This window comes from Enterococcus sp. AZ103 (assembly GCF_051714685.1).
Classification (GTDB): Bacteria; Bacillota; Bacilli; order Lactobacillales; family Enterococcaceae; genus Enterococcus_A; species Enterococcus_A alishanensis.
In genome coordinates, this window is the sequence record NZ_JBIOSI010000001.1 from 1,627,865 (window position 1) to 1,647,471 (window position 19,607).

17 protein-coding genes, 1 riboswitch and 1 other annotated feature are annotated in these 19,607 nt (G+C 36.0%); of the genes, 12 read left to right on the forward strand and 5 right to left on the reverse strand.

Translation table 11 applies throughout. The annotated features are described in order from the left end of the window. The first annotated feature begins 119 nt into the window (after positions 1-119). The 7 genes from ID741_RS08230 (at position 120) to ID741_RS08260 (ending at position 8,386) form a co-directional block, all read left to right on the forward strand. Positions 120-1,127 carry a class I SAM-dependent methyltransferase gene (locus ID741_RS08230; RefSeq protein WP_438719686.1) on the forward strand — a complete coding sequence of 336 codons (1,008 nt, stop codon included), beginning with the start codon at positions 120-122 and terminating at the stop codon, positions 1,125-1,127. 28 nt (positions 1,128-1,155) lie between these two features. After that, complete coding sequence (locus ID741_RS08235) at positions 1,156-2,352, forward strand: acetate kinase (RefSeq protein WP_438719687.1); 1,197 nt, start codon at positions 1,156-1,158, stop codon at positions 2,350-2,352. Between the two features lie 152 nt (positions 2,353-2,504). Continuing rightward, positions 2,505-3,074: an NAD(P)H-dependent oxidoreductase gene (locus ID741_RS08240; RefSeq protein ID WP_438719688.1), complete on the forward strand. Its 570-nt coding sequence runs from the start codon at positions 2,505-2,507 to the stop codon at positions 3,072-3,074. A 40-nt stretch (positions 3,075-3,114) separates the two neighbouring features. Beyond that, a riboswitch (Fluoride riboswitch) is annotated at positions 3,115-3,175 on the forward strand. 80 nt (positions 3,176-3,255) lie between these two features. Then, positions 3,256-4,533 carry a phosphopyruvate hydratase gene (gene eno / locus ID741_RS08245; RefSeq protein WP_438719689.1) on the forward strand — a complete coding sequence of 426 codons (1,278 nt, stop codon included), beginning with the start codon at positions 3,256-3,258 and terminating at the stop codon, positions 4,531-4,533. A gap of 102 nt (positions 4,534-4,635) precedes the next feature. Continuing rightward, entirely contained in the window at positions 4,636-5,487 is an 852-nt protein-coding gene (locus ID741_RS08250) for a DUF368 domain-containing protein (RefSeq protein ID WP_438719690.1), read from the forward strand. A 45-nt stretch (positions 5,488-5,532) separates the two neighbouring features. Further along, positions 5,533-5,750 (forward strand) — a binding site (T-box leader). Between the two features lie 57 nt (positions 5,751-5,807). Further along, on the forward strand, positions 5,808-7,247 hold the full coding sequence (gene proS, locus ID741_RS08255) for a proline--tRNA ligase (protein ID WP_438719691.1): 1,440 nt from the start codon (positions 5,808-5,810) through the stop codon (positions 7,245-7,247). A gap of 179 nt (positions 7,248-7,426) precedes the next feature. Beyond that, complete coding sequence (locus ID741_RS08260) at positions 7,427-8,386, forward strand: D-2-hydroxyacid dehydrogenase (RefSeq protein WP_438719692.1); 960 nt, start codon at positions 7,427-7,429, stop codon at positions 8,384-8,386. A 41-nt stretch (positions 8,387-8,427) separates the two neighbouring features. Here the strand turns inward: ID741_RS08260 and ID741_RS08265 are convergent, their stop codons facing one another. Together ID741_RS08265 and ID741_RS08270 are read right to left on the reverse strand one after the other, a co-directional pair. Next, positions 8,428-9,363, reverse strand: coding sequence for an aldo/keto reductase (locus tag ID741_RS08265; RefSeq protein ID WP_218326781.1), 936 nt, complete (start codon positions 9,361-9,363; stop codon positions 8,428-8,430). 84 nt (positions 9,364-9,447) lie between these two features. Continuing rightward, positions 9,448-10,380: an aldo/keto reductase gene (locus tag ID741_RS08270; RefSeq protein ID WP_438719693.1), complete on the reverse strand. Its 933-nt coding sequence runs from the start codon at positions 10,378-10,380 to the stop codon at positions 9,448-9,450. A gap of 416 nt (positions 10,381-10,796) precedes the next feature. Between ID741_RS08270 and hisS the strand changes: the two genes are divergently transcribed. From hisS to ID741_RS08290, 4 genes are all read left to right on the forward strand, one after another. Further along, positions 10,797-12,095, forward strand: coding sequence for a histidine--tRNA ligase (hisS, locus tag ID741_RS08275; RefSeq protein ID WP_218326779.1), 1,299 nt, complete (start codon positions 10,797-10,799; stop codon positions 12,093-12,095). A 100-nt stretch (positions 12,096-12,195) separates the two neighbouring features. Next, positions 12,196-13,968, forward strand: coding sequence for an aspartate--tRNA ligase (gene aspS, locus ID741_RS08280; protein WP_218326778.1), 1,773 nt, complete (start codon positions 12,196-12,198; stop codon positions 13,966-13,968). Between the two features lie 103 nt (positions 13,969-14,071). Further along, the gene (locus ID741_RS08285) at positions 14,072-14,950 is read left to right on the forward strand and encodes a YitT family protein (protein ID WP_218326777.1); all 879 of its coding nucleotides are present in this window, start codon (positions 14,072-14,074) and stop codon (positions 14,948-14,950) included. A gap of 160 nt (positions 14,951-15,110) precedes the next feature. Then, the gene (locus tag ID741_RS08290) at positions 15,111-16,988 is read left to right on the forward strand and encodes an acyltransferase family protein (RefSeq protein ID WP_218326776.1); all 1,878 of its coding nucleotides are present in this window, start codon (positions 15,111-15,113) and stop codon (positions 16,986-16,988) included. Between the two features lie 28 nt (positions 16,989-17,016). Here ID741_RS08290 and ID741_RS08295 read toward each other — a convergent pair whose 3' ends face one another. After that, the gene (locus ID741_RS08295) at positions 17,017-17,292 is read right to left on the reverse strand and encodes a GIY-YIG nuclease family protein (RefSeq protein WP_218326775.1); all 276 of its coding nucleotides are present in this window, start codon (positions 17,290-17,292) and stop codon (positions 17,017-17,019) included. Next, positions 17,282-18,016, reverse strand: a complete 735-nt coding sequence (locus tag ID741_RS08300) for a tRNA1(Val) (adenine(37)-N6)-methyltransferase (RefSeq protein ID WP_438719694.1) — start codon at positions 18,014-18,016, stop codon at positions 17,282-17,284. Before ID741_RS08300 ends, ID741_RS08295 begins: the two co-directional genes overlap by 11 nt. An 80-nt stretch (positions 18,017-18,096) precedes the next feature. Between ID741_RS08300 and ID741_RS08305 the strand changes: the two genes are divergently transcribed. Further along, positions 18,097-18,735: a lysophospholipid acyltransferase family protein gene (locus ID741_RS08305; RefSeq protein ID WP_438719695.1), complete on the forward strand. Its 639-nt coding sequence runs from the start codon at positions 18,097-18,099 to the stop codon at positions 18,733-18,735. A 55-nt stretch (positions 18,736-18,790) separates the two neighbouring features. Here the strand turns inward: ID741_RS08305 and ID741_RS08310 are convergent, their stop codons facing one another. Then, entirely contained in the window at positions 18,791-19,522 is a 732-nt protein-coding gene (locus ID741_RS08310) for a DUF554 domain-containing protein (RefSeq protein WP_438719696.1), read from the reverse strand. Positions 19,523-19,607: the final 85 nt, after the last annotated feature.

The window sequence follows — 19,607 nt, forward strand, 5'->3', positions numbered from 1 at the left end:
CAGATTAAACAGGAAAGAAACTTTTATTTAACAATCAAGAAAGCGATTGATATTTTTTGAAAACTCAGCTAAAATAAAACAGGTATCGAAGGTGTTATATATTTTTTGTGAGGTGTAAGATGGATACAGAAAAAATTGAGCAGGCTTTTTCTTTGATGGAAAGCACAATTTCTCAGTTGCAACAAGGATTAGACACTTCTTTTTTTGACGCCTATATCGAAAATGCAGAGAATTTGGTAGACAATGCCAAAGTCCGAATAGTGGACGGCCAACCTAATGCAGAAATTGTTTCGCGGGTTGAAAAAGTTTATCAAGAAATTTTAGCGTTGGATTTAAGTAGTGAGGAATGGCGTAAGTTAAGTCAATTATTATTGTTAAAAGGTGCTAGAGGGGAACAATTACAACCTAATCATCAGTTAACACCTGATAGTATTGGGTTTTTATTTGTGTTTCTGATTGAGCAGTTAACAAAAAATAAAGCAGAAAACTTGCGGGTGCTAGATGTTGCCGTTGGTATGGGAAATTTATTGTTAACTATTTTGATTAATCTACAATTAGCACAGTACAATGTACATGGTATTGGGGTCGATATTGATGAAACTTTATTGGCTATCGCAGCTTCTGACAGTTTGTTAAGCGAAACTGAGTTGGAATTATTTCATCAAGATAGCTTGCAAGATTTATTGGTGGACCCAGTTGATTTTGCTGTGGCAGATTTGCCCGTTGGATTTTATCCACACGATGAAAAGGCAGCATCATTTATCACTCATGCCACCAAAGATCACAGTTATGCCCATCATCTATTGTTAGAACAAGGGATGAATTATGTGAAAAACAATGGCTATGGTTTGTTTTTAGTTCCAAGTAACTTTTTGGAGGCAGAACAAGGCCCCTTGTTACAGAAATGGCTGAAAGAGAAAGTTTATTTACAAGGTATTATCCAATTACCAGATGAATTATTCCAGTCAGTCCATTCAAGAAAAAGTATTGTTATATTGCAAAAACCAGGAGCGTTAGCAGAACAAGCCAAAAAAGTCTTGTTGGTAAAATTACCTACGCTAAAAGATCCTGCCAAAGTGTCACAATTTTTCAGCGAATTCGAGGAATGGAAATCCTCTAATTTATAGTAAAAAAACAAAGGAGAGTTTACTTAAAATGTCAAAGACAATTGCAATCAATGCCGGAAGTTCTAGTTTGAAATGGCAGTTATACCAAATGCCTGAGGAAACCGTAATCGCCAAAGGGATCGTCGAAAGAATTGGAATCAATGATTCAATCTTCACAATCAAATATGGCGAAGGTGAAAAATTTAATCAAACACTAGACATTAAAGATCATGAAATTGCTGTTCAAATGCTGTTAGATAAACTAATTGATTTAAAAATCATTGGTTCATTTGATGAAATTACTGGCGTTGGCCACCGTGTCGTAGCAGGTGGAGAATACTTTAAAGATTCAGTCGTAATTGACGACGATGTCTTAGCAAAAATCGAAGAATTAAGTGAATTTGCTCCATTACACAACCCAGCCAATGCGATGGGAATCAAAGCTTTCAGAAATATTTTACCAAACATTACAAGTGTGGCTGTGTTTGATACGTCATTCCACGCAACAATGCCTAAAGTAAATTATATGTACAGCTTGCCAAAAGAATATTATGAAAAATACGCTGCTCGTAAATATGGTTTCCACGGAACAAGCCATCGTTATGTGTCCGAAAGAGCGGCAGAATTATTAGGCAAACCTTTGGCAGAAACTAAAATTATCACAGCACATATCGGAAATGGTGGTTCAATCGCTGCTGTTTTAGGTGGGAAATCTGTTGATACTTCAATGGGCTTCACGCCACTTGCAGGTTTAACAATGGGAACTCGTTCTGGTGATGTGGATGCTTCTCTATTACCATACATTATGGAAAAAGAAGGCATTGCTAACATTAACGAAATGATCGATATCTTAAATAAAAAATCTGGTGTTTTAGGAATTACTGGTTTATCAAGTGATATGCGTGATATCGAAGATGCATACGCTGAAGGAAATGAAGATGCCATTTTAGCAATGGAAATTTATACTGATCGGATTCGTAAATATATTGCGCAATATATTTCAGTAATGGATGGTGTAGATGCAATCGTCTTTACTGCTGGCGTTGGTGAAAATGCTGACTTAGTTCGCGACATGGTTACAGCAAATATGTCTTGGTTTGGTGTTGAAATCGACAAAGAATTAAACAAAAAAATTCATGGTAAAGAAGCAGAAATCTCAACAGCTGACTCTCGCGTAAAAGTTTACGTGATTCCGACTGATGAAGAAGTAATGATTGCCCGCGACGTAGAACGTTTAAGCAAATAGGCAACGAATCATTCAATATTGTATTTAAGAGTGTTAAACTGAAATAAAGTTTAACACTCTTTTTTTGTAAAATTAGTATTATGTAAATGAAAAAATTTTAAATTTGGAACAGACTTTTATCAAAATATTTCCATTATGTAGGAGGCGTCATGATGACAACCACAATCTTAATTGATCATCCTTATCAAAAAAGTTTTAATCACCAAATCAAAGAAAATTTAATCAGCCATTTAATCACTGATAAAAAAGATTATCAAGTAATTGACCTAAATGCTGATCGGTTTAATCCTGTTATGACAGAAAATGAGTTGGCTGTTTATCAAGCAGGAAAAGTATTAGATCCATTGATTGAAAAATACATGGAAATATTGAAAGATACACAGCAGTTAATAATTATTTTTCCTGTTTGGTGGTATGCTACACCAGCAAGTTTGAAAGGTTTTTTAGATAAGATTTTGCTAAATCAATTTGCTTTTTATGATGAAGGAAATGGGATTCAGCCGCTATTGAAGATTGATTCAGCAGTTGTATTTTCAACATCAGAACAATCGACTGAAAGTCTGAAAGAACGTTGCAATGATAGTTATCGTCACCAGCTGATTACTACGCTAAAGGATGTGGGTGTGAAAAAAGTAGCTTGGCATCATTTGGATTTAATTGGTACGATTTCTTCAGACGAACGGCAAGAATTCCTGAATCGTGCCTACAAAAATTTAAAATAGTTATTATTTGATTGTTTTTTGAAATAAGTGTATATTCTTATTTAATCAAAGGGATGGTGTTCCCCTATAACCGCTGCAAAGCTGATGACACCTATTGCAAGTTAAGTTTTTTTGTCTGCTTACAAAAAAATTTACCTTTCGATAGGTGTTTTTTTGTTTGCAAAAATAAGGAGGAATTATCATGTCAACAGTTATTGAAAATGTAAAAGCTCGGGAAATTTTTGATTCAAGAGGAAATCCAACTGTCGAAGTCGATATTATATTAACAGATGGGACGTTAGGTCGTGCTGAAGTTCCTAGCGGTGCCTCAACTGGGGACCGTGAAGCAGTTGAATTAAGAGATGGCGGTAGTCGCTTGCAAGGTAAAGGTGTGTTAAAAGCCGTAGACAATGTAAATACAGAAATTAAAAATGCTTTGATCGGTAAAAGACCTTTTGATCAAGCTGTAATTGATCAAATTATGATTGATCTGGATGGAACGGATAACAAAAGTCGTTTAGGTGCTAATGCGATTTTAGGTGTATCAATGGCAGTAGCTAGAGCTGCCGCAGCGAGCAAAAATATTCCTTTATATCGTTACTTAGGTGGTGTAGATTTAGAGCTACCACAACCCTTTTTTAACGTAATTAATGGTGGGGTTCACGCAGATTCAGGAATTGATGTGCAAGAATTTCTAATTACGCCGGTAAAACGTGAAAGCTTTCGCGATGGTGTGGAAAAAATTGCTAATATTTATCATACTTTGAAAGCTATTTTAGCTAATAATGGTTATGAAACAGCGGTTGGTGATGAAGGTGGCTTTGCTCCTAAATTACCCTCAACTGAGGTAGCCATTGAAACATTGATTGAAGCAATTGAAACGGCTGGCTATACACCAATTGAAGAAATTGCCATAGCGATTGATCCAGCATCCAGTGAAATTTACGATGATGCTAGCAAAAAATACAAATTCGAAGGCAAAGAATTATCTTCTGCTGAAATGTTGACTTATTACCAAAATCTAGTTGCAAAATACCCGATTATTATTTCAATAGAAGATGGTTTTTCTGAACATGACTGGGACGGTTTTAAATTAATGACGGAGGCAATGAAAGATAAAATTCAATTAGTAGGCGATGACATATTTGTCACCAATCCGAAGATTTTTGCAGACGGAATTAAAAATGGTATTGCCAATTCTATTTTAATTAAATTAAATCAAATTGGAACAGTATCCGAATCAATCGAAACGATTTGGATGGCACGGGAAAATGGCTATACTACTATGATTTCTCATCGTTCTGGCGAAACAGGAGATACATTTATTGCTGATTTTGCCGTGGCTTTGAGTGCTGGCCAAATCAAAACGGGTTCAATGGCCCGTAGTGAACGCGTAGAAAAATACAATCAATTCTTACGGATAGAAGAAGAACTTGAAGGACAAGCTAAACTAGCTCATTTTCCTAAAGAAAGCTTATAGAATTTTATAAAAAAATTAAACCAACTAAAAAATAACTTGTCTCCTCCTTTCTTTATCGTTAAACTATTTTAGATGACGAAGAGAGAAGGAGATTTTTATTAAATGGAAAAGCAGGCACGGTCTGAAAAAAATGTAGGTAGTTGGATATTACGTTTTGTTAAAGGGATGTTTATCGGTTCAGGTTTTATTTTACCGGGAATCAGTGGCGGGGCATTGGCGGCAGTTTTTGGTATTTATGAACGAATTATTTCTTTTTTAGCCCATATAACGCGAAATTTTAAAGAAAATGTTTTATTTTTTATTCCAGTAGGTTTAGGTGGCTTGACTGGGGTTTTTGTTTTATCTTTTGCGGTCAGTTTTTTACTTGGTTCCTTTGAGACTATTATGCTATGGTTTTTTGTGGGTTGTATTATTGGAACTGTGCCGGCATTGTGGAAAGAAGCGGGGAAAAAAGGTCGCGATACGAAAGATATGATTATTTTAGTCGTGAGTTTTGTAGTTGGCTTTTTATTTTTATGGCAAGGCTCTAGCTTATTTGGTGAAGTGGATCAAAGCTTTTTCACTTGGATGATTGCTGGCGGCTTGATTGGTTTAGGTTTAATTGTACCTGGACTGAGCCCTTCAAACTTTTTAGTTTATATGGGGATGTATAAAGCGATGGCTGATGGTTTTAAGACAATTGATTTAGGCGTGATTATTCCGATTGGTATTGGTGGATTAGTCGTGGTACTAAGTCTATCTAAAGTAATGGATTGGGTTTTTGCGAGATACTATGCACCGATGTTCCATTTTATTCTAGGAATTGTTTTTGCATCGACAGTAATGATTGTACCGACAGATTATGCAGGATTTAGCTTTTTGGCCTTCTTTGCCTGTGGTGTATTGTGTATTTTAGGTGCTGGTTTAGGCTGGTGGATGAGCCGTTTAGAAGAGCGTTATGTTCCTGAAGATTAAAAAAATTTTATTTTTCTCTTGCAATTTTAAATAAATCTAGTTAGTATAAGAACAAGCATTTGGATTAGTAATAAATTTTTACGGTAGCAGAGAGTTGATTCACCGGCTGAAAGATCAACACACCCACTGAAATTTATGAACCTACCAAAGAAGCCTATTGTGAAAACAATACGTGACTCTAGCGTTAATAGAGCTGAAAGTTGGATCAAATAAGTTTTGATCAAGCAAGGTGGTACCGCGAAATTATCCGTTTCGTCCTTACATTTACGTGAGGACGGAGCGGTTTTTTTATTGGCAATTTTATTTTAGGAGGAGACAATATGTCAGATTTACAAAGAGAAGATTTTTCAAAATGGTATTTGCAAACTATCCAAAAAGCTGATTTGATGGATTATTCACCTGTTCGAGGATGTATCATTTTTAAACCAGATGGTTTTGAATTGTGGCAGCATATCCAAGATGATTTCAACAAATATTTACGGACGCAAGATATCCGCAATGTTTATTTTCCAATGTTGATTCCTAAACATTTCTTAGAAAAAGAAGAAGAACACGTGGAAGGTTTTGCACCAGAACTACCATGGTTAACTCGTGTTGGTGATGAAGAATTAGAAGAACCTTATGCGTTACGTCCAACTTCTGAAACGTTAATTGGTGATGCTTTTTCTAATTGGGTGAATTCTTATCGTGATTTACCATTAGAAATTAATCAATGGGCCAATGTTTTCCGTTGGGAAAAGAAAACTATGCCATTTTTACGGACCTCTGAATTTTTATGGCAAGAAGGTCATACAGCTCACGAAACTGAAGAAGATGCGCGTCGTCGGACAATGTCAATTTTAGAAGCTTATGCAACTTTGATTGAAGACACGTTGGCTATTCCAGTTTATCGTGGTCAAAAAACACCATCTGAACGATTTGCTGGTGCGGTGGATACTTATTCTGTTGAAGCAATGATGCGAGATGGTAAAGCAGTTCAAGCAGGAACGTCACACTATTTAGGTCAAAATTTTGCGGAAGCTTTTGATATTAAATTCTTAAATCGTAATAACGAACATGATTTTGTTTATACAACATCATGGGGTATTTCTACTCGTTTAATTGGCGCATTAATCATGGTTCATGGAGATGAGCAAGGCTTGGTATTACCACCAAAAGTGGCACCAACTCAAGTTATTTTAGTTCCAGTTGGTCCTTGGCAAAAAAATCCAGCAATCTTAGATAAATTAAAAGAAATCAAAGCACAATTACAAGATACAGGATTACGTGTGAGAATTGATGAAACTGATAATACACCAGGTTATAAATTTAATGAGTGGGAATTAAAAGGTGCACCATTACGAGTAGAATTTGGTCCTAGAGATTTAGAAAATAATCAAGTTGTCGTGAAAATGCGTGATTTGGCCGACAAAGAGTCAGTTTCTCTAAATGAGTTAACAAATTACGTAACAGAACAATTAGATATTATGCAAAAACGGTTATTTGAAAGTGCTAATGTTCGTTATGCTGAAAATGAGCATACTGATGTAGATACTTTAGATGAATTAAAAGCCCACATTGAAAAATCTAAGACAGCTGGTGAAACACCAGGATTTGTGTTAATTGGTTGGGATGGGACAGAAGAAACCGAAGCCAAAATTAAAGAAGAAACTGGCTTTACAACACGAAATATTCCATTCAATCCACCAGTTGAAAAAACGGTTGATATCGTTTCTGGCAAACCAGCGAAACATACGGTTTGGATTGCTCGGGCGTATTAATAAATCTGTCGCTTAAAAATACTAAATGATGAACATCGCTAGAATACGGAAATCAGCCACCAGTTAGCAGATGTGAAGAGTTTTTAACAGGAAAGGTAATTTTAAGCTAGGAAAAAGAGTTTGAGCCGAGTGCTTTAAACTCTTTTTTTGTTATAATAAACCAAAAAAGAGGTTTGAGTATGAAAATTATTGTATTAGATGGTCATGGACTAAATCCAGGCGACTTAAGTTGGGCCGGCTTTGAAAAATTAGGTGAGGTGACGATTTATGATCGCACACCACAAAATGAGCAAACTATTTTAGAGCGAATCGGGGATGCAGAAATAGTCCTAGTAAATAAAGTGATTTTATCTGCAGAAGTGATTGAAAAAGCCTCTCATTTAAAGTACATTGGCGTCAACGCCACAGGATTTAATGTGGTAGACATTGAGGCCGCACGCAAGAGAAATATTCCAGTGACCAATATTCCGACTTACGGAACAGATGCTGTCGCACAATTTACTTTTGCTTTATTATTGGAGATTGCAAGTCGTGTAGGTTTACATGATCATTCCGTTCATCAAGGAGATTGGCAAAAAAGTTTAGATTTCACTTATTTTTTAGCGCCTACTTTAGAGTTAAGTGGGAAAACTATTGGAATTATCGGTTATGGGGCAATTGGTCAAGCCGTGGCGAAAATTGCTCATGGTTTTTCAATGGAAGTGATTTATTATAATCATCGTGAGAAGACACCTAAAAATATTGGTGATCGACAAGTGTCTTTAGCCGAATTATATAGTAAAGCAGATATTGTTAGTTTGCATATTCCTCAGACTCCTGAAACCACTCAGATGATTAATACTGCAGCGATTGACCAAATGAAAAATGATGTTATTGTGATTAATACTGCTCGGGGTGGTTTGTTGGATGAACAAGCGGTAACTGAAGCTTTAAATACTGGGAAAATCTCTGCGCTCGGTGTGGATGTTGTTTCTAGTGAACCAATCCAAGCAGATAATCCATTATTAAAAGCCAAAAATGCGGTAATTACGCCGCACATTGCTTGGTCACCAACTGAAGCTCGCAAACGTTTGATGGATATAGCTGTCGACAATCTAGATAACTTTTTAAAAGATACGCCAAAAAATGTAGTCAATTAAAAAATAGCGATGACGTTCAACTTTTCGTCATCGCTATTTGCTTATTTAAATATTTGGTTGATTTTATCAAAATCAGCCTGTGATAAATGCAAGTCAACAGCTTTTGCATTGGCTTCAACTTGATCAGGTGTCTTAGCACCAGGAATCACGATACCAATTTGTGGATGTTTCATATACCAAGCTAAAACAAGTTGTGTAACTGTGGCATCGTAGTTTTTTGCGATTGGTTTTAATTGATCTACTTTAGTAATAATTTCTTTAAAGCGTTCTCCTTTGAAGTCGGGATTTTTACTACGTAAATCACTCGCAGGAAAAGTTGCTTCTTGATCATATTTTCCAGTAAGCAAACCAGAATCTAACGGATAGTAAGGGACAAAACTAATATGGTGTTTTTCTAAATAGGGGAATAAATCTTTCTCATGTTCTCGATGTATTAAACTGTAACGGTCTTCAACAATATCTACATAGCCATCAGTATTGGCTTCTTTTAATTGTTCTAGAGAAAAGTTCGAGACACCAATGGCGCGGATTTTTCCGGCTTCTTTTAATTCATGCAAGGTTTTAACTGCTTCACGTTTATCGGTGTTTTCATCTGGAAAATGAATATAAAAGATGTCTAAATAGTTTGTTTGCAATCTTTGTAAAGCTTCTTCTACAGCATTTCTTAAAAATTCTGGACTATTGTTAAATTTGAAATCTTGTTTGGGATCGTGGGCTGCTTTGGTTGCAACGATCGCCCGGGCACGATCAAATTCTTCTTCTTGTAGGACTTCTCCAATTAATTCTTCAGAGTGTCCGTGACCATAAGAAAAAGCAGTATCTAATAAAGTAATTCCATTACGTAAAGCTACTCGAACCACTTCTTTTCCTGTTTCGTCACTCAAGTTAGGATACAGGTTGTGTCCCCCAACCGCATTTGTACCTAAACCTAAATCTGAAGCATAAACCTGAGATTTACCAATTTGAATATCTGCCAAAATTATCAGCTCCTTTTTATAATAGTTTAATCGAAAGTCAAAAAAAAAGCGATTCAAAATCATTTCGAATCACTTTTACTTGGATTATTGGAACAATTGATTGATTAAATCGTAGTCGATATTTGATAAACGAATATCCACGGCTTGGGCATTGGCTGAAACTTGTTCCGGTTTTTTAGCACCTGGAATAACAGCAGCAATCGCTGGATTTTTTAAATACCAAGCCAAAACCAATTGTGCAACAGTTGCATCATAATTTTTGGCAATCGGTTTTAGTTGATCAACTTTGGAAACAATCTGTTGGAATCTTTCACCTTGAAAGTCAGGATTACCGTTCTTACCATTTTTAGCAAAAGTATCTGTTTGACTATATTTTCCCGTTAACAATCCTGAGGCCAATGGAAAGTAAGGAATAAAAGCGATGTTTTTTTCTTGTAAATAAGGAAGAACTTCATTTTCAAGTTCTCGATGAACCAAATTATAATGATCTTCGACGACATTTACATGACCATCTAAGTTAGCTTCTTTAATTTGTTCCAAAGAAAAGTTAGAGACACCGATGGCTCGAATCTTACCGGCCTCTTTTAATTCATGTAAAGCTGCAACTGCTTCACGCTTATTGGTTGCTTCATCAGGGAAGTGGATGTAAAAAATATCGATATAATTGGTTTGTAATCTTTCTAAAGCTGATTCAACAGCGTTTGTTAAAAATTCTGGTGAGTTATTTGGCGCACCGTCTTGTGATAAATCTTGTGCAGCTTTGGTAGCAATGATTACTTTTGCTCGGTCGAATTCAGCTTCTTGTAAAACCTCACCAATTAATTCTTCTGATCTACCAAGACCATAGATAAAAGCTGTGTCCAGTAACGTCAAACCATTTCGTAGCGCAGTTCGGACCACTTCTTTACCAGTTTCATCAGCTAAACCCTTAAATAAATTATGACCACCGACTGCATTGGTTCCTAAGCCTAAATCCGTTGCATAAACACGAGATTTTCCAATTCTAACATCTGTCATTTTTAAAACGCTCCTCTTTATTTTAAAATATAAATTTAGTTGTTAAATTAATTCTATGTTGGTCAGTTTAAAATGAAGTTGAAAAAAAAGAAACTATCTTGCTTTTTATTAATGAGAAACCTTGACTTTCTCATTTTTTTTTAGTAATTTAAACTTTGACAGTTCAATTTCGATGAAGGAAAAAGTAAGTGACGTGGTGTTGTAAAGAAATGATTGCCTTGGCTGAAAGCAATCACACATCTGGCTGCTGAAAGACATTCTGGAGATGAGTAGTGAAAAGCTATTCCGTTTAGCAAGCGTTAATTGTTTGAGAAGAGGAGACTCTAAAAAATAGGTGGTACCGCGATATTTCGCCCTTGTTCATTTGAACGAGGGCTTTTTTTGACTGCATATGTAAAGAAGGGAGCAAATAAAAGATGAGTTATCAAAGACCAAAAGGCACCAATGACATTTTACCGGGTGAAAGTGACAACTGGCTGTTTATTGAGGAAACGGCCCGATTATTATTTAACGATTACCAATATCAAGAGATTCGGACACCTATATTTGAACATTATGAAGTTATTGCTAGAAGTGTCGGGGATACTACGGATATTGTTTCAAAAGAAATGTACGATTTCTATGATAAAGGGGATCGGCATGTCACATTACGACCTGAAGGAACGGCACCCGTTGTCCGTGCATTCGTAGAAAATAAATTATTTGGACCAGAATATCAAAAACCCTACAAAGCATTTTATATGGGACCAATGTTTCGTTATGAACGCCCCCAAAAAGGTCGCTTGCGTCAATTTCATCAAATTGGGGTTGAAGCGTTGGGAAGTGAAAATCCAACTTTAGATGTTGAAACAATGTCAATGGCGATGGATTATTTTAAACAGTTAGGTTTAAAAAATATTCGACTGGTGATTAATTCTTTAGGTGATAAAGAAACGCGTCAAAATTACCGTCAAGCATTGATTGATTATCTTTTGCCACACGAAAATGAACTGAGTGAAGATTCAAAACGTCGACTACATGAAAATCCTTTACGAGTATTAGACAGCAAAGATAAAAAAGACCAAAAGTTTGTAACGGATGCGCCAAGTATTTTGGATTACTTGAGTCCTTATGCAAAAGAATATTTTGAACAAGTTACGAAAACACTGGATCATTTAGGCACACCATATGAGATTGATCATCGCATGGTACGTGGCTTAGATTATTATATGCATACTATCTTTGAAATTATGAGTGATGCACCGGGAATGGGGAGTCAATCGACTATCTGTGCTGGTGGCCGTTACGATGGTTTAGTAGAAGAGCTAGGTGGACCACAAACACCAGGAATTGGTTTTGCGATGGGTGAAGAAAGAATCTTAATGACATTAGCACAAGAAGATGTTTTGATTCCAGTAGCGAAACAATTAGATGCTTACGTTGTTGGTATAGGTGCTTTAACGAACATAGAAAGCTTAAAAATTGTACAGTCCATTCGTAATTTTGGTTTCTCTGCAGATCGTGATTTCATGGATCGCAAGGCAAAAGCGCAATTTAAATCAGCTGATAAAGCTGGAGCTAAGTTAATTTTAACGCTAGGAGAAGCGGAATTAGAAAATGGCACAATCAATGTGAAATCTTCAGCGACACGAGCTGAAAAAACTTTCCCATTGACTGAAATATATCATCACTTTGATGAAATTTACGATGAAATGATGACACCAGTTTTTGATTAATATCTTCGTTCAGAGGTTCCTTAACTGATGTAACGAGACATTGTCAAAACTTACTTAAAAAAATGAATATTAAACAATTGGTTAAAGGAGAAAAACAAAGATGGCAAAAAGAACAGTTTATGCGGGACTAGTTTCCGAAAAATATTTGGATCAACAAGTTACTTTAAAAGGTTGGGTCCAAAAGCGACGTGACTTAGGTGGCTTAATTTTTATTGATTTACGTGACCGTGAAGGAATTGTCCAAGTAGTCTTCAATCCAGAAGAATCAAAAGAAGCTTGGGAAGTTGCAGATCAATGCCGCAGTGAATTTGTCGTTGAAATTACTGGTAGAGTAATTAAGCGGGATGAAAATTCTGTTAATTTAAAAATGGCAACTGGATTATTCGAAGTGAAAGGTGAAGACATCACTATTTTAAATAGTGCGAAAACTCCTCCATTTTCAATTGAAGATGACCAAAATATTAGTGATGAAGTCCGTTTGAAATATCGTTATATGGATTTACGTCGTCCGAAAATGACTAGTAATATTAAATTACGTCATAATTTGACTAAATCAATTCGTCATTTTCTAGACAATAATGACTTCTTAGATATTGAAACACCAATTTTGGCAAAATCAACGCCAGAAGGTGCCCGTGATTATTTAGTGCCTTCACGGGTTCATCCAGGACATTTTTATGCCTTACCTCAATCACCACAAATTTTAAAACAATTATTGATGACTGCTGGCTTTGATCGTTATTATCAAATCGTTCGTTGTTTCCGTGATGAAGATTTACGGGGCGATCGTCAACCAGAATTTACCCAAGTCGATATTGAAACTAGTTTTTTAACGGCAGAAGAAATTCAAGAATACACGGAACAATTAATTGCTCAAGTGATGAAAGATATTAAAGGAATCGAAGTGACGTTACCTTTCCCACGGATTACTTGGGATGAAGCGATGACTCGTTACGGTTCAGATAAACCTGATACTCGTTTTGAAATGGAATTAATCGACGTGACTGAATTAGCTTCAGCAACAGATTTTAAAGTATTCCGTATGGCAACTGATAATGGTGGCGTGGTAAAAGTGTTAAATGCTAAAGGAGCCGCTGACAAATATTCTCGTAAAGAATTAGATCGTTTAAGTCAATTTGTCAGTCAATTTGGTGCGAAAGGTTTAGCTTGGATGAAAGTTGACGAAGCAGGCGAATTAACTGGACCAATCGCTAAGTTTGTTGGTAATATCGCAACTGATTTGAAAGAAGTAACCAACGCAGAACCTGGTGATGTCTTAATGTTTGCAGCAGATCAATTTTTAACTGCAGTAACTGCTCTAGGTGCTGTACGTTCAAAAGTTGGTAAAGAATTAGGTTTAATCGATGAAGATAAATTTAATTATCTTTGGGTCGTGGATTGGCCACAATTTGAATTTGATCAAGAAGCAGGACGTTATGTGTCTGCCCACCATCCATTTACGATGCCAAATGAATCGTCTATTCCAGATTTAAAAGACCATCCGGAAAAAGTGTATGCGCAAGCTTATGACATTGTTTTAAATGGTTATGAATTAGGTGGCGGATCACTACGGATTCACACACGAGAATTACAAGAACAAGTTTTTGAAACATTAGGTTTTTCAAGAGAAGAAGCCAATGACCAATTCGGATTCTTGTTGGAATCATTAGATTATGGTTTTCCGCCAATTGGTGGTTTAGCTTTAGGGTTAGATCGTTTCGCGATGTTACTAGCGGGCGAAGACAATATTCGTGAAGTAATTGCCTTTCCAAAAAATGGGAAAGCCGCTGATCCAATGTCTGATGCGCCAAGCACAGTGTCTCCATTACAACTTTATGAATTAAGCATTAACACAACAAACATCGAAGAATAAGAAATTCCTAAAGAAAGCACAGACTTATCCAGTTGGTGCTTTCTTTTTTCAAATAAACTCCGTATAATGTGAGTGACTTTTGATGAAAGAGGCGTTTAATTACATGTTAAAAAAGATAGCGGATTGGCCCTATCATGATTATGCAACAAGATTATCGGTGGCAGTTGTTTATGCTTTTATAGCTGCCATTGCGGTGAATTTTTTCTACCAACCTGGAAATATTTATTCCAGTGGGATTACTGGTTTCGCACAAATTTTGACTACTTTGTCTAAACAATTTGTCGGACACACAGTCCCAGTTTCAATTACTTTATTTGCTTTAAATATTCCGTTATTTGTTTTAGCTTGGTTTAAAATTGGTCATAAATTTACTTTCTTTACTTTTATTACCGTATTCTTAACATCCTTTTTCATTCATATTATTCCCGAAACGACTTTATCAACAGACCCGATTATTTGTGCGATATTCGGGGGCGCAATTTCAGGTGTAGGAATTGGCTTTGCCTTGAAAAATGGCTTGTCATCTGGTGGATTAGATATTTTAAGTATCACCATTCGTAAACAAACTGGTCGCTCAGTTGGGTCGATTTCGATGATTTTTAATGTAATGATTATGTTTGTGGCGGGACTTTTATTTGGTTGGCCTTACATGTTTTATTCGGCCTTTGCTATCTTTATGAGTGGGAAATTGACTGATGCATTGTATACGAAACAACGAAAGATGCAAGTCATGATTGTTACAAAGCAACCCGATAAAGTTATTGAAGCGATTCAAGATAGTATGCGACGGGGGATAACAATAATTAATGAAGCAGAAGGTGCTTATAAGCATGACAAACAGACGATTTTGTTTACTGTTGTCACTCGTTTTGAATTACCGGCATTAGAAGCCATTATGCGAGAAACTGATCCGTTGGCATTTGTTAGTATTTCAGAAAATGTTCGAATTTTGGGTCGTTTTTACGAAGAATCGATGGACTAAATTTAATCACTGCAGAGTAAGTGAGTGTCACTTGCTTTGCAGTTTTTTAATTTTAAATGAGGAAAAAAAATTATTTGTTAGTAAATGTTGCACTTTTAAGCAATAACTTTTAAGCTATATAAGTAGCTTTGATTATAGAAAGAAAAGATGGAAGAAAAAAATGGAGAAGAGACTTAAAACAAGTCGCTATATTACTGGATTTGATGGATTACGATCGCTTGCGGTAGTTGGTGTCATTTTATATCATTTATTACCTAATACAATGCAAGGTGGATTCTTAGGGGTACCGGTATTTTTTGTTGTCTCCGGTTATTTGATTACGGATTTATTACTACAAGAATATCGTCAAAATGGTCGGATCGCGGTTAAGCAATTTTATTATCGGCGCATGCGTCGTTTATATCCGGCTTTAGTCACGATGTTGATTTTCGCTTCGGCTTATATTACTTTATTTCAGCGTAATTTATTGAATAATTTGCGGGGAAATGTCTTGAGCAGTTTGGCTTATGTTAATAACTGGTGGCAGATTAATCATGGCATGTCTTATTTTGACCGCTTTGCTGCGGAATCTCCTTTTACGCACATTTGGTCATTGGCAGTTGAAACACAAAATTATTTAATTTGGCCAATCGTTTTTATCTTATTGATGAAGTTTGTTAAAAATCGAGGAAAAATGTTTTTAACAGTTACAGCATTGGCGATTTTATCAGCCATATGGATGGCGATTTTATATGTTCCTGGACAAGATCCAACAAGAGTATATTATGGAACTGATACGCGAATTTTTTCAATTCTTTTAGGAACAGCACTCGCATATATTTGGCCCAGTTCTCGTTTAAAAATGACAATTCCTCCCAAAGCTAAACGAACCCTAAATATTATTGGTTTTGTTTCATTGGCTTTGCTAATTCTTAGTTTCTTCACTATTTCAGATGGGACCACCTTTTTGTATTATGGAGGGATGTTCTTAATTAGTTTGTTAGTAGTCATTTTAGTGGCGATTACAGCTCATCCAGGCGCTAGTTTGAATCGGTTCTTAACCAATCCAGTTTTTGCTTGGTTAGGAAAAAGAAGCTATGGTATTTATTTGTATCAATTTCCAATTATGATTTTTTATGAGGCTAAGATAAATATTGCCAACCATGTATATTTACACGCTTTAATTGAAATCATTTTGATTTTAATTGCTACGGAACTTTCTTATCGTTTGGTAGAAAATCCTTTACGAAAATTCCAGTATGCAAGAACTTTTTCAGTTGTAAAAAATTGGGTGATGGCTCCGATCAAAAGTAAACAAAAAATTGGCTTGATCGCCGGAAGTCTAGTGTTTATTATTTCATTAGTGGGATTAATTATTGCTCCAACAAATCAAGTCGATGCCAATCAACAAAAATTGCAAGAACAAATTAAAAATAATCAAAAAGCAGCGGAAGAAAAACAAACTGCGGAGACAAAAACTAGTGACAGTTCGGAATCAGAAACAAAAGACAGCACCGAAGCTTCTGGCGAAATCAGTTTGGCTGAAAAATATAACTTGACCAATGCAGAAGTAAATATTGCTAAACGAATGAACGTTACAGCATACGGGGATTCCGTTTTATTGGCTGGTTCTAACGGTTTAACCTCATTGTTTCCTAAAATGACGGTGGATGGTGAAGTTGGTCGCCAATTGGCTGATGGAATTGAACAATTACAAACGATTAAAGACGATGGTAAACTGGAAGACACGGTATTATTAAGTTTAGGAACTAATGGTGCTTTCACTGAAGATGACATTGCACAAATTATGTCGATTATCGGGAAAAAACGAAGAGTTGTTGCAATCAATGTTTACGTTCCAACTCGGCGTTGGCAAAATGAAGTGAATCAATTATGGGATGTTTCAGCCCAGAAATATAAGAATCTGACTGTCATTGACTGGTATGATTATAGTAAAGATCATCCTGAATGGTTTTATGAAGATCAAGTCCATCCAAATGAAGAGGGCGATATCTATTACACTAGTCTTATCACGAAAGCCCTAGTAAAAGGACAATAAAATAAAAACGTTTTGTGAGATAAATTTTTCACAAAACGTTTTTTTGTTGATTAGATTGTAAATAGATATCCTTTTTTTGCCGATTTAATTTTTTAAAGGCAAATTCAGCTTTCATAGCGGCACTTTTACTGTCAAAAACTTCAGCATGAACCATTTGAACGGGCCGACGACTAAGTGGATGAGTATACTTAGCACCTTTTCCACTATTATGCTCTTTTAGACGACGAGACAAATCAGTAGTATAGCCGCCATAATAAGTTTGATCACGACACAACAGAACATAAAAATACGCATTAGTTGCCATAAAGCATATCCTTTAACGGTGGAGAATAGTTTCCCTGATCATCATAAGTAATTAATGGTGGTAAGAAACGTAGACCATCCTTTTTTCCATCTTTAATGGCTTCTATTAATAAAATATTGGCTTCTTTATCAGCTTTAGGATAGACAAATTGAATTCTTTTCGGGGCCAAACGATTGGCCCGCAAGCAATCCAGTATTTCTAAAAAACGATCGGGGCGATGAACCATTGCAAAGCGACCATTGGTTTTGAGTAAATCTGCCGACATTTTGATCACCTCAGCTAGATTTGTTTCGATTTCATGTCGGGCAATTGCTAGATAAGGATTAGGGTTTTTTTGACTGAGAGGCAATTCCTTAAAATAAGGTGGATTGCAAACAACCAAATCAAAGGCATCTTTTCTAAAGATACTCAATGTATCTTTTAAGTTCAGTTGATGCATAGTCATTTGATTTTCTAAATGGTTGAGTAAAATACTTCGTTGGGCCATTTCGGCAAGACGTGGTTGAATTTCGATTTGTTCGATTTCAGCTGCTGTTTTTTGACTAATAAAAAGACCAACGGCACCATTTCCGGCACATAGATCCATAATTTTTCCTTTTTTCGGGACACGGGCAAAATTAGCTAATAAGACCGCATCAATTGAAAAAGAAAAAACTTCAGAGCTTTGAATAATTTGAATACCTTCAGCAAAAAGTTGATCAATTCTTTCTCCATTTTTTAACAATTGTTAAATCCCCCTTAAAAAAATCACGCCTATGTATTATACTACGTTTAGTACGCTTTAGGAACAGAGGAGAAAAAAGAATGTTTTTTAGATTTATTCGTGGCTTTGTAAGAATTTTTTTAGGCTTAATTAATGGCAATGCCCATTATCAAATGCAAGAAAATTTACCAAAAGACAAAAACTATATTTTAGTAGCCCCCCATCGGACTTGGTGGGATCCTTTTTACTTGGCGCTAGGAGCATCGCCGAAGCAGTTTGTATTTTTAGCCAAGGAAGAATTATATAAAAATGCTGTTATTCGTTATATTTTGGTTCATTTGAATGCATTTCCGGTGGATCGTGATAAGCCCGGGCCAAGTGTTATCAAACGACCAGTAAAATTGTTAAAGGACTCCGACAAAGGCTTGATTATGTTTCCTAGTGGCACGCGGCATTCGTCGGATTTAAAAGGCGGAATGGCCCTGATTGCTCGTTTAGCAAAAGTTCCGATTGTACCAAGTGTTTATCAAGGACCAGTAAAGTTTTCTGATTTATTTAAACGTCGTCCTGTTTACGTTCGTTATGGTGCACCGATTGATATTTCAGATATTAAAAAGCTTGATACAGCTGGATTAGCAGAAATTGAACGCAGAGTACAAACTGCCTTTAATCAGCTGGATTATGAAATCAATCCAGATTATAAATATTTGCCAAATAAAAAAGGTAGTGAACAAGATTAGTTCACTACTCAAACTGTAAACAAAATCCAAAATTTGGAGATTGTTTACAGTTTTTTTATTGCAGAAAGGGCAGGACATAAGTCAACCAAACCCAGCTGATGGGCATCACTAAAATCATCGCTGGTATCATATCAGCAGTAGGAAACATCCTAATTTTACTCATACGAAAGCCAGTCGCTAACATTAAGAAGCCACCACAAGCTTTAAAATCCAGAATCATTTCTGGTGTAGTCATTGGAAAAATCACGCCGGCAAATAAAAATAAGGCAAAAAAGATAACAAATTGTGGCAAGGCAATTACAGATACGACATAGCCTAAATTACTAGCAAAAATAACTGCTGTGAAGAAATCTAAAACAGATTTGGCGATTAAGATCGTATGATCACCAGTCATGCCAGCCGTCAAACTGCCGTATATACCTGTTCCGCTAGCGCAGAATAATACAATTGCTGTAACTAAACTATTGATAAATTCATCATGGGAAATTGCTAAGTTTTCGTGAGGAAATATTTTTCCAATCGGTCGTTGCATTAAAGCAGCGACTTTTTCAATTTGCTGACCAAAATGGAAAACCAAACCTAAAGTAGTACCGACAACGACTGCTAAGATGACGGCGGGCATATTGGCCATTTGAGTAATACTGGGAATTCCCATGGCGATGGCACAAATGCCAAAGACACCATTTAATTCATATTTTATTCTTTCAGTAGCTAAGTGTCCGAGTAACCCTCCGATGATACCACCTAATATAATCACGATTGAGTTAACGATAATTCCAATTGGCAAACTAAGACCTCCAAATCCATTCTTTACTTCCTAATGTTAACGTATCTTTCATGAAATAAAAAGATGATTTTCAGGATTGATGGAG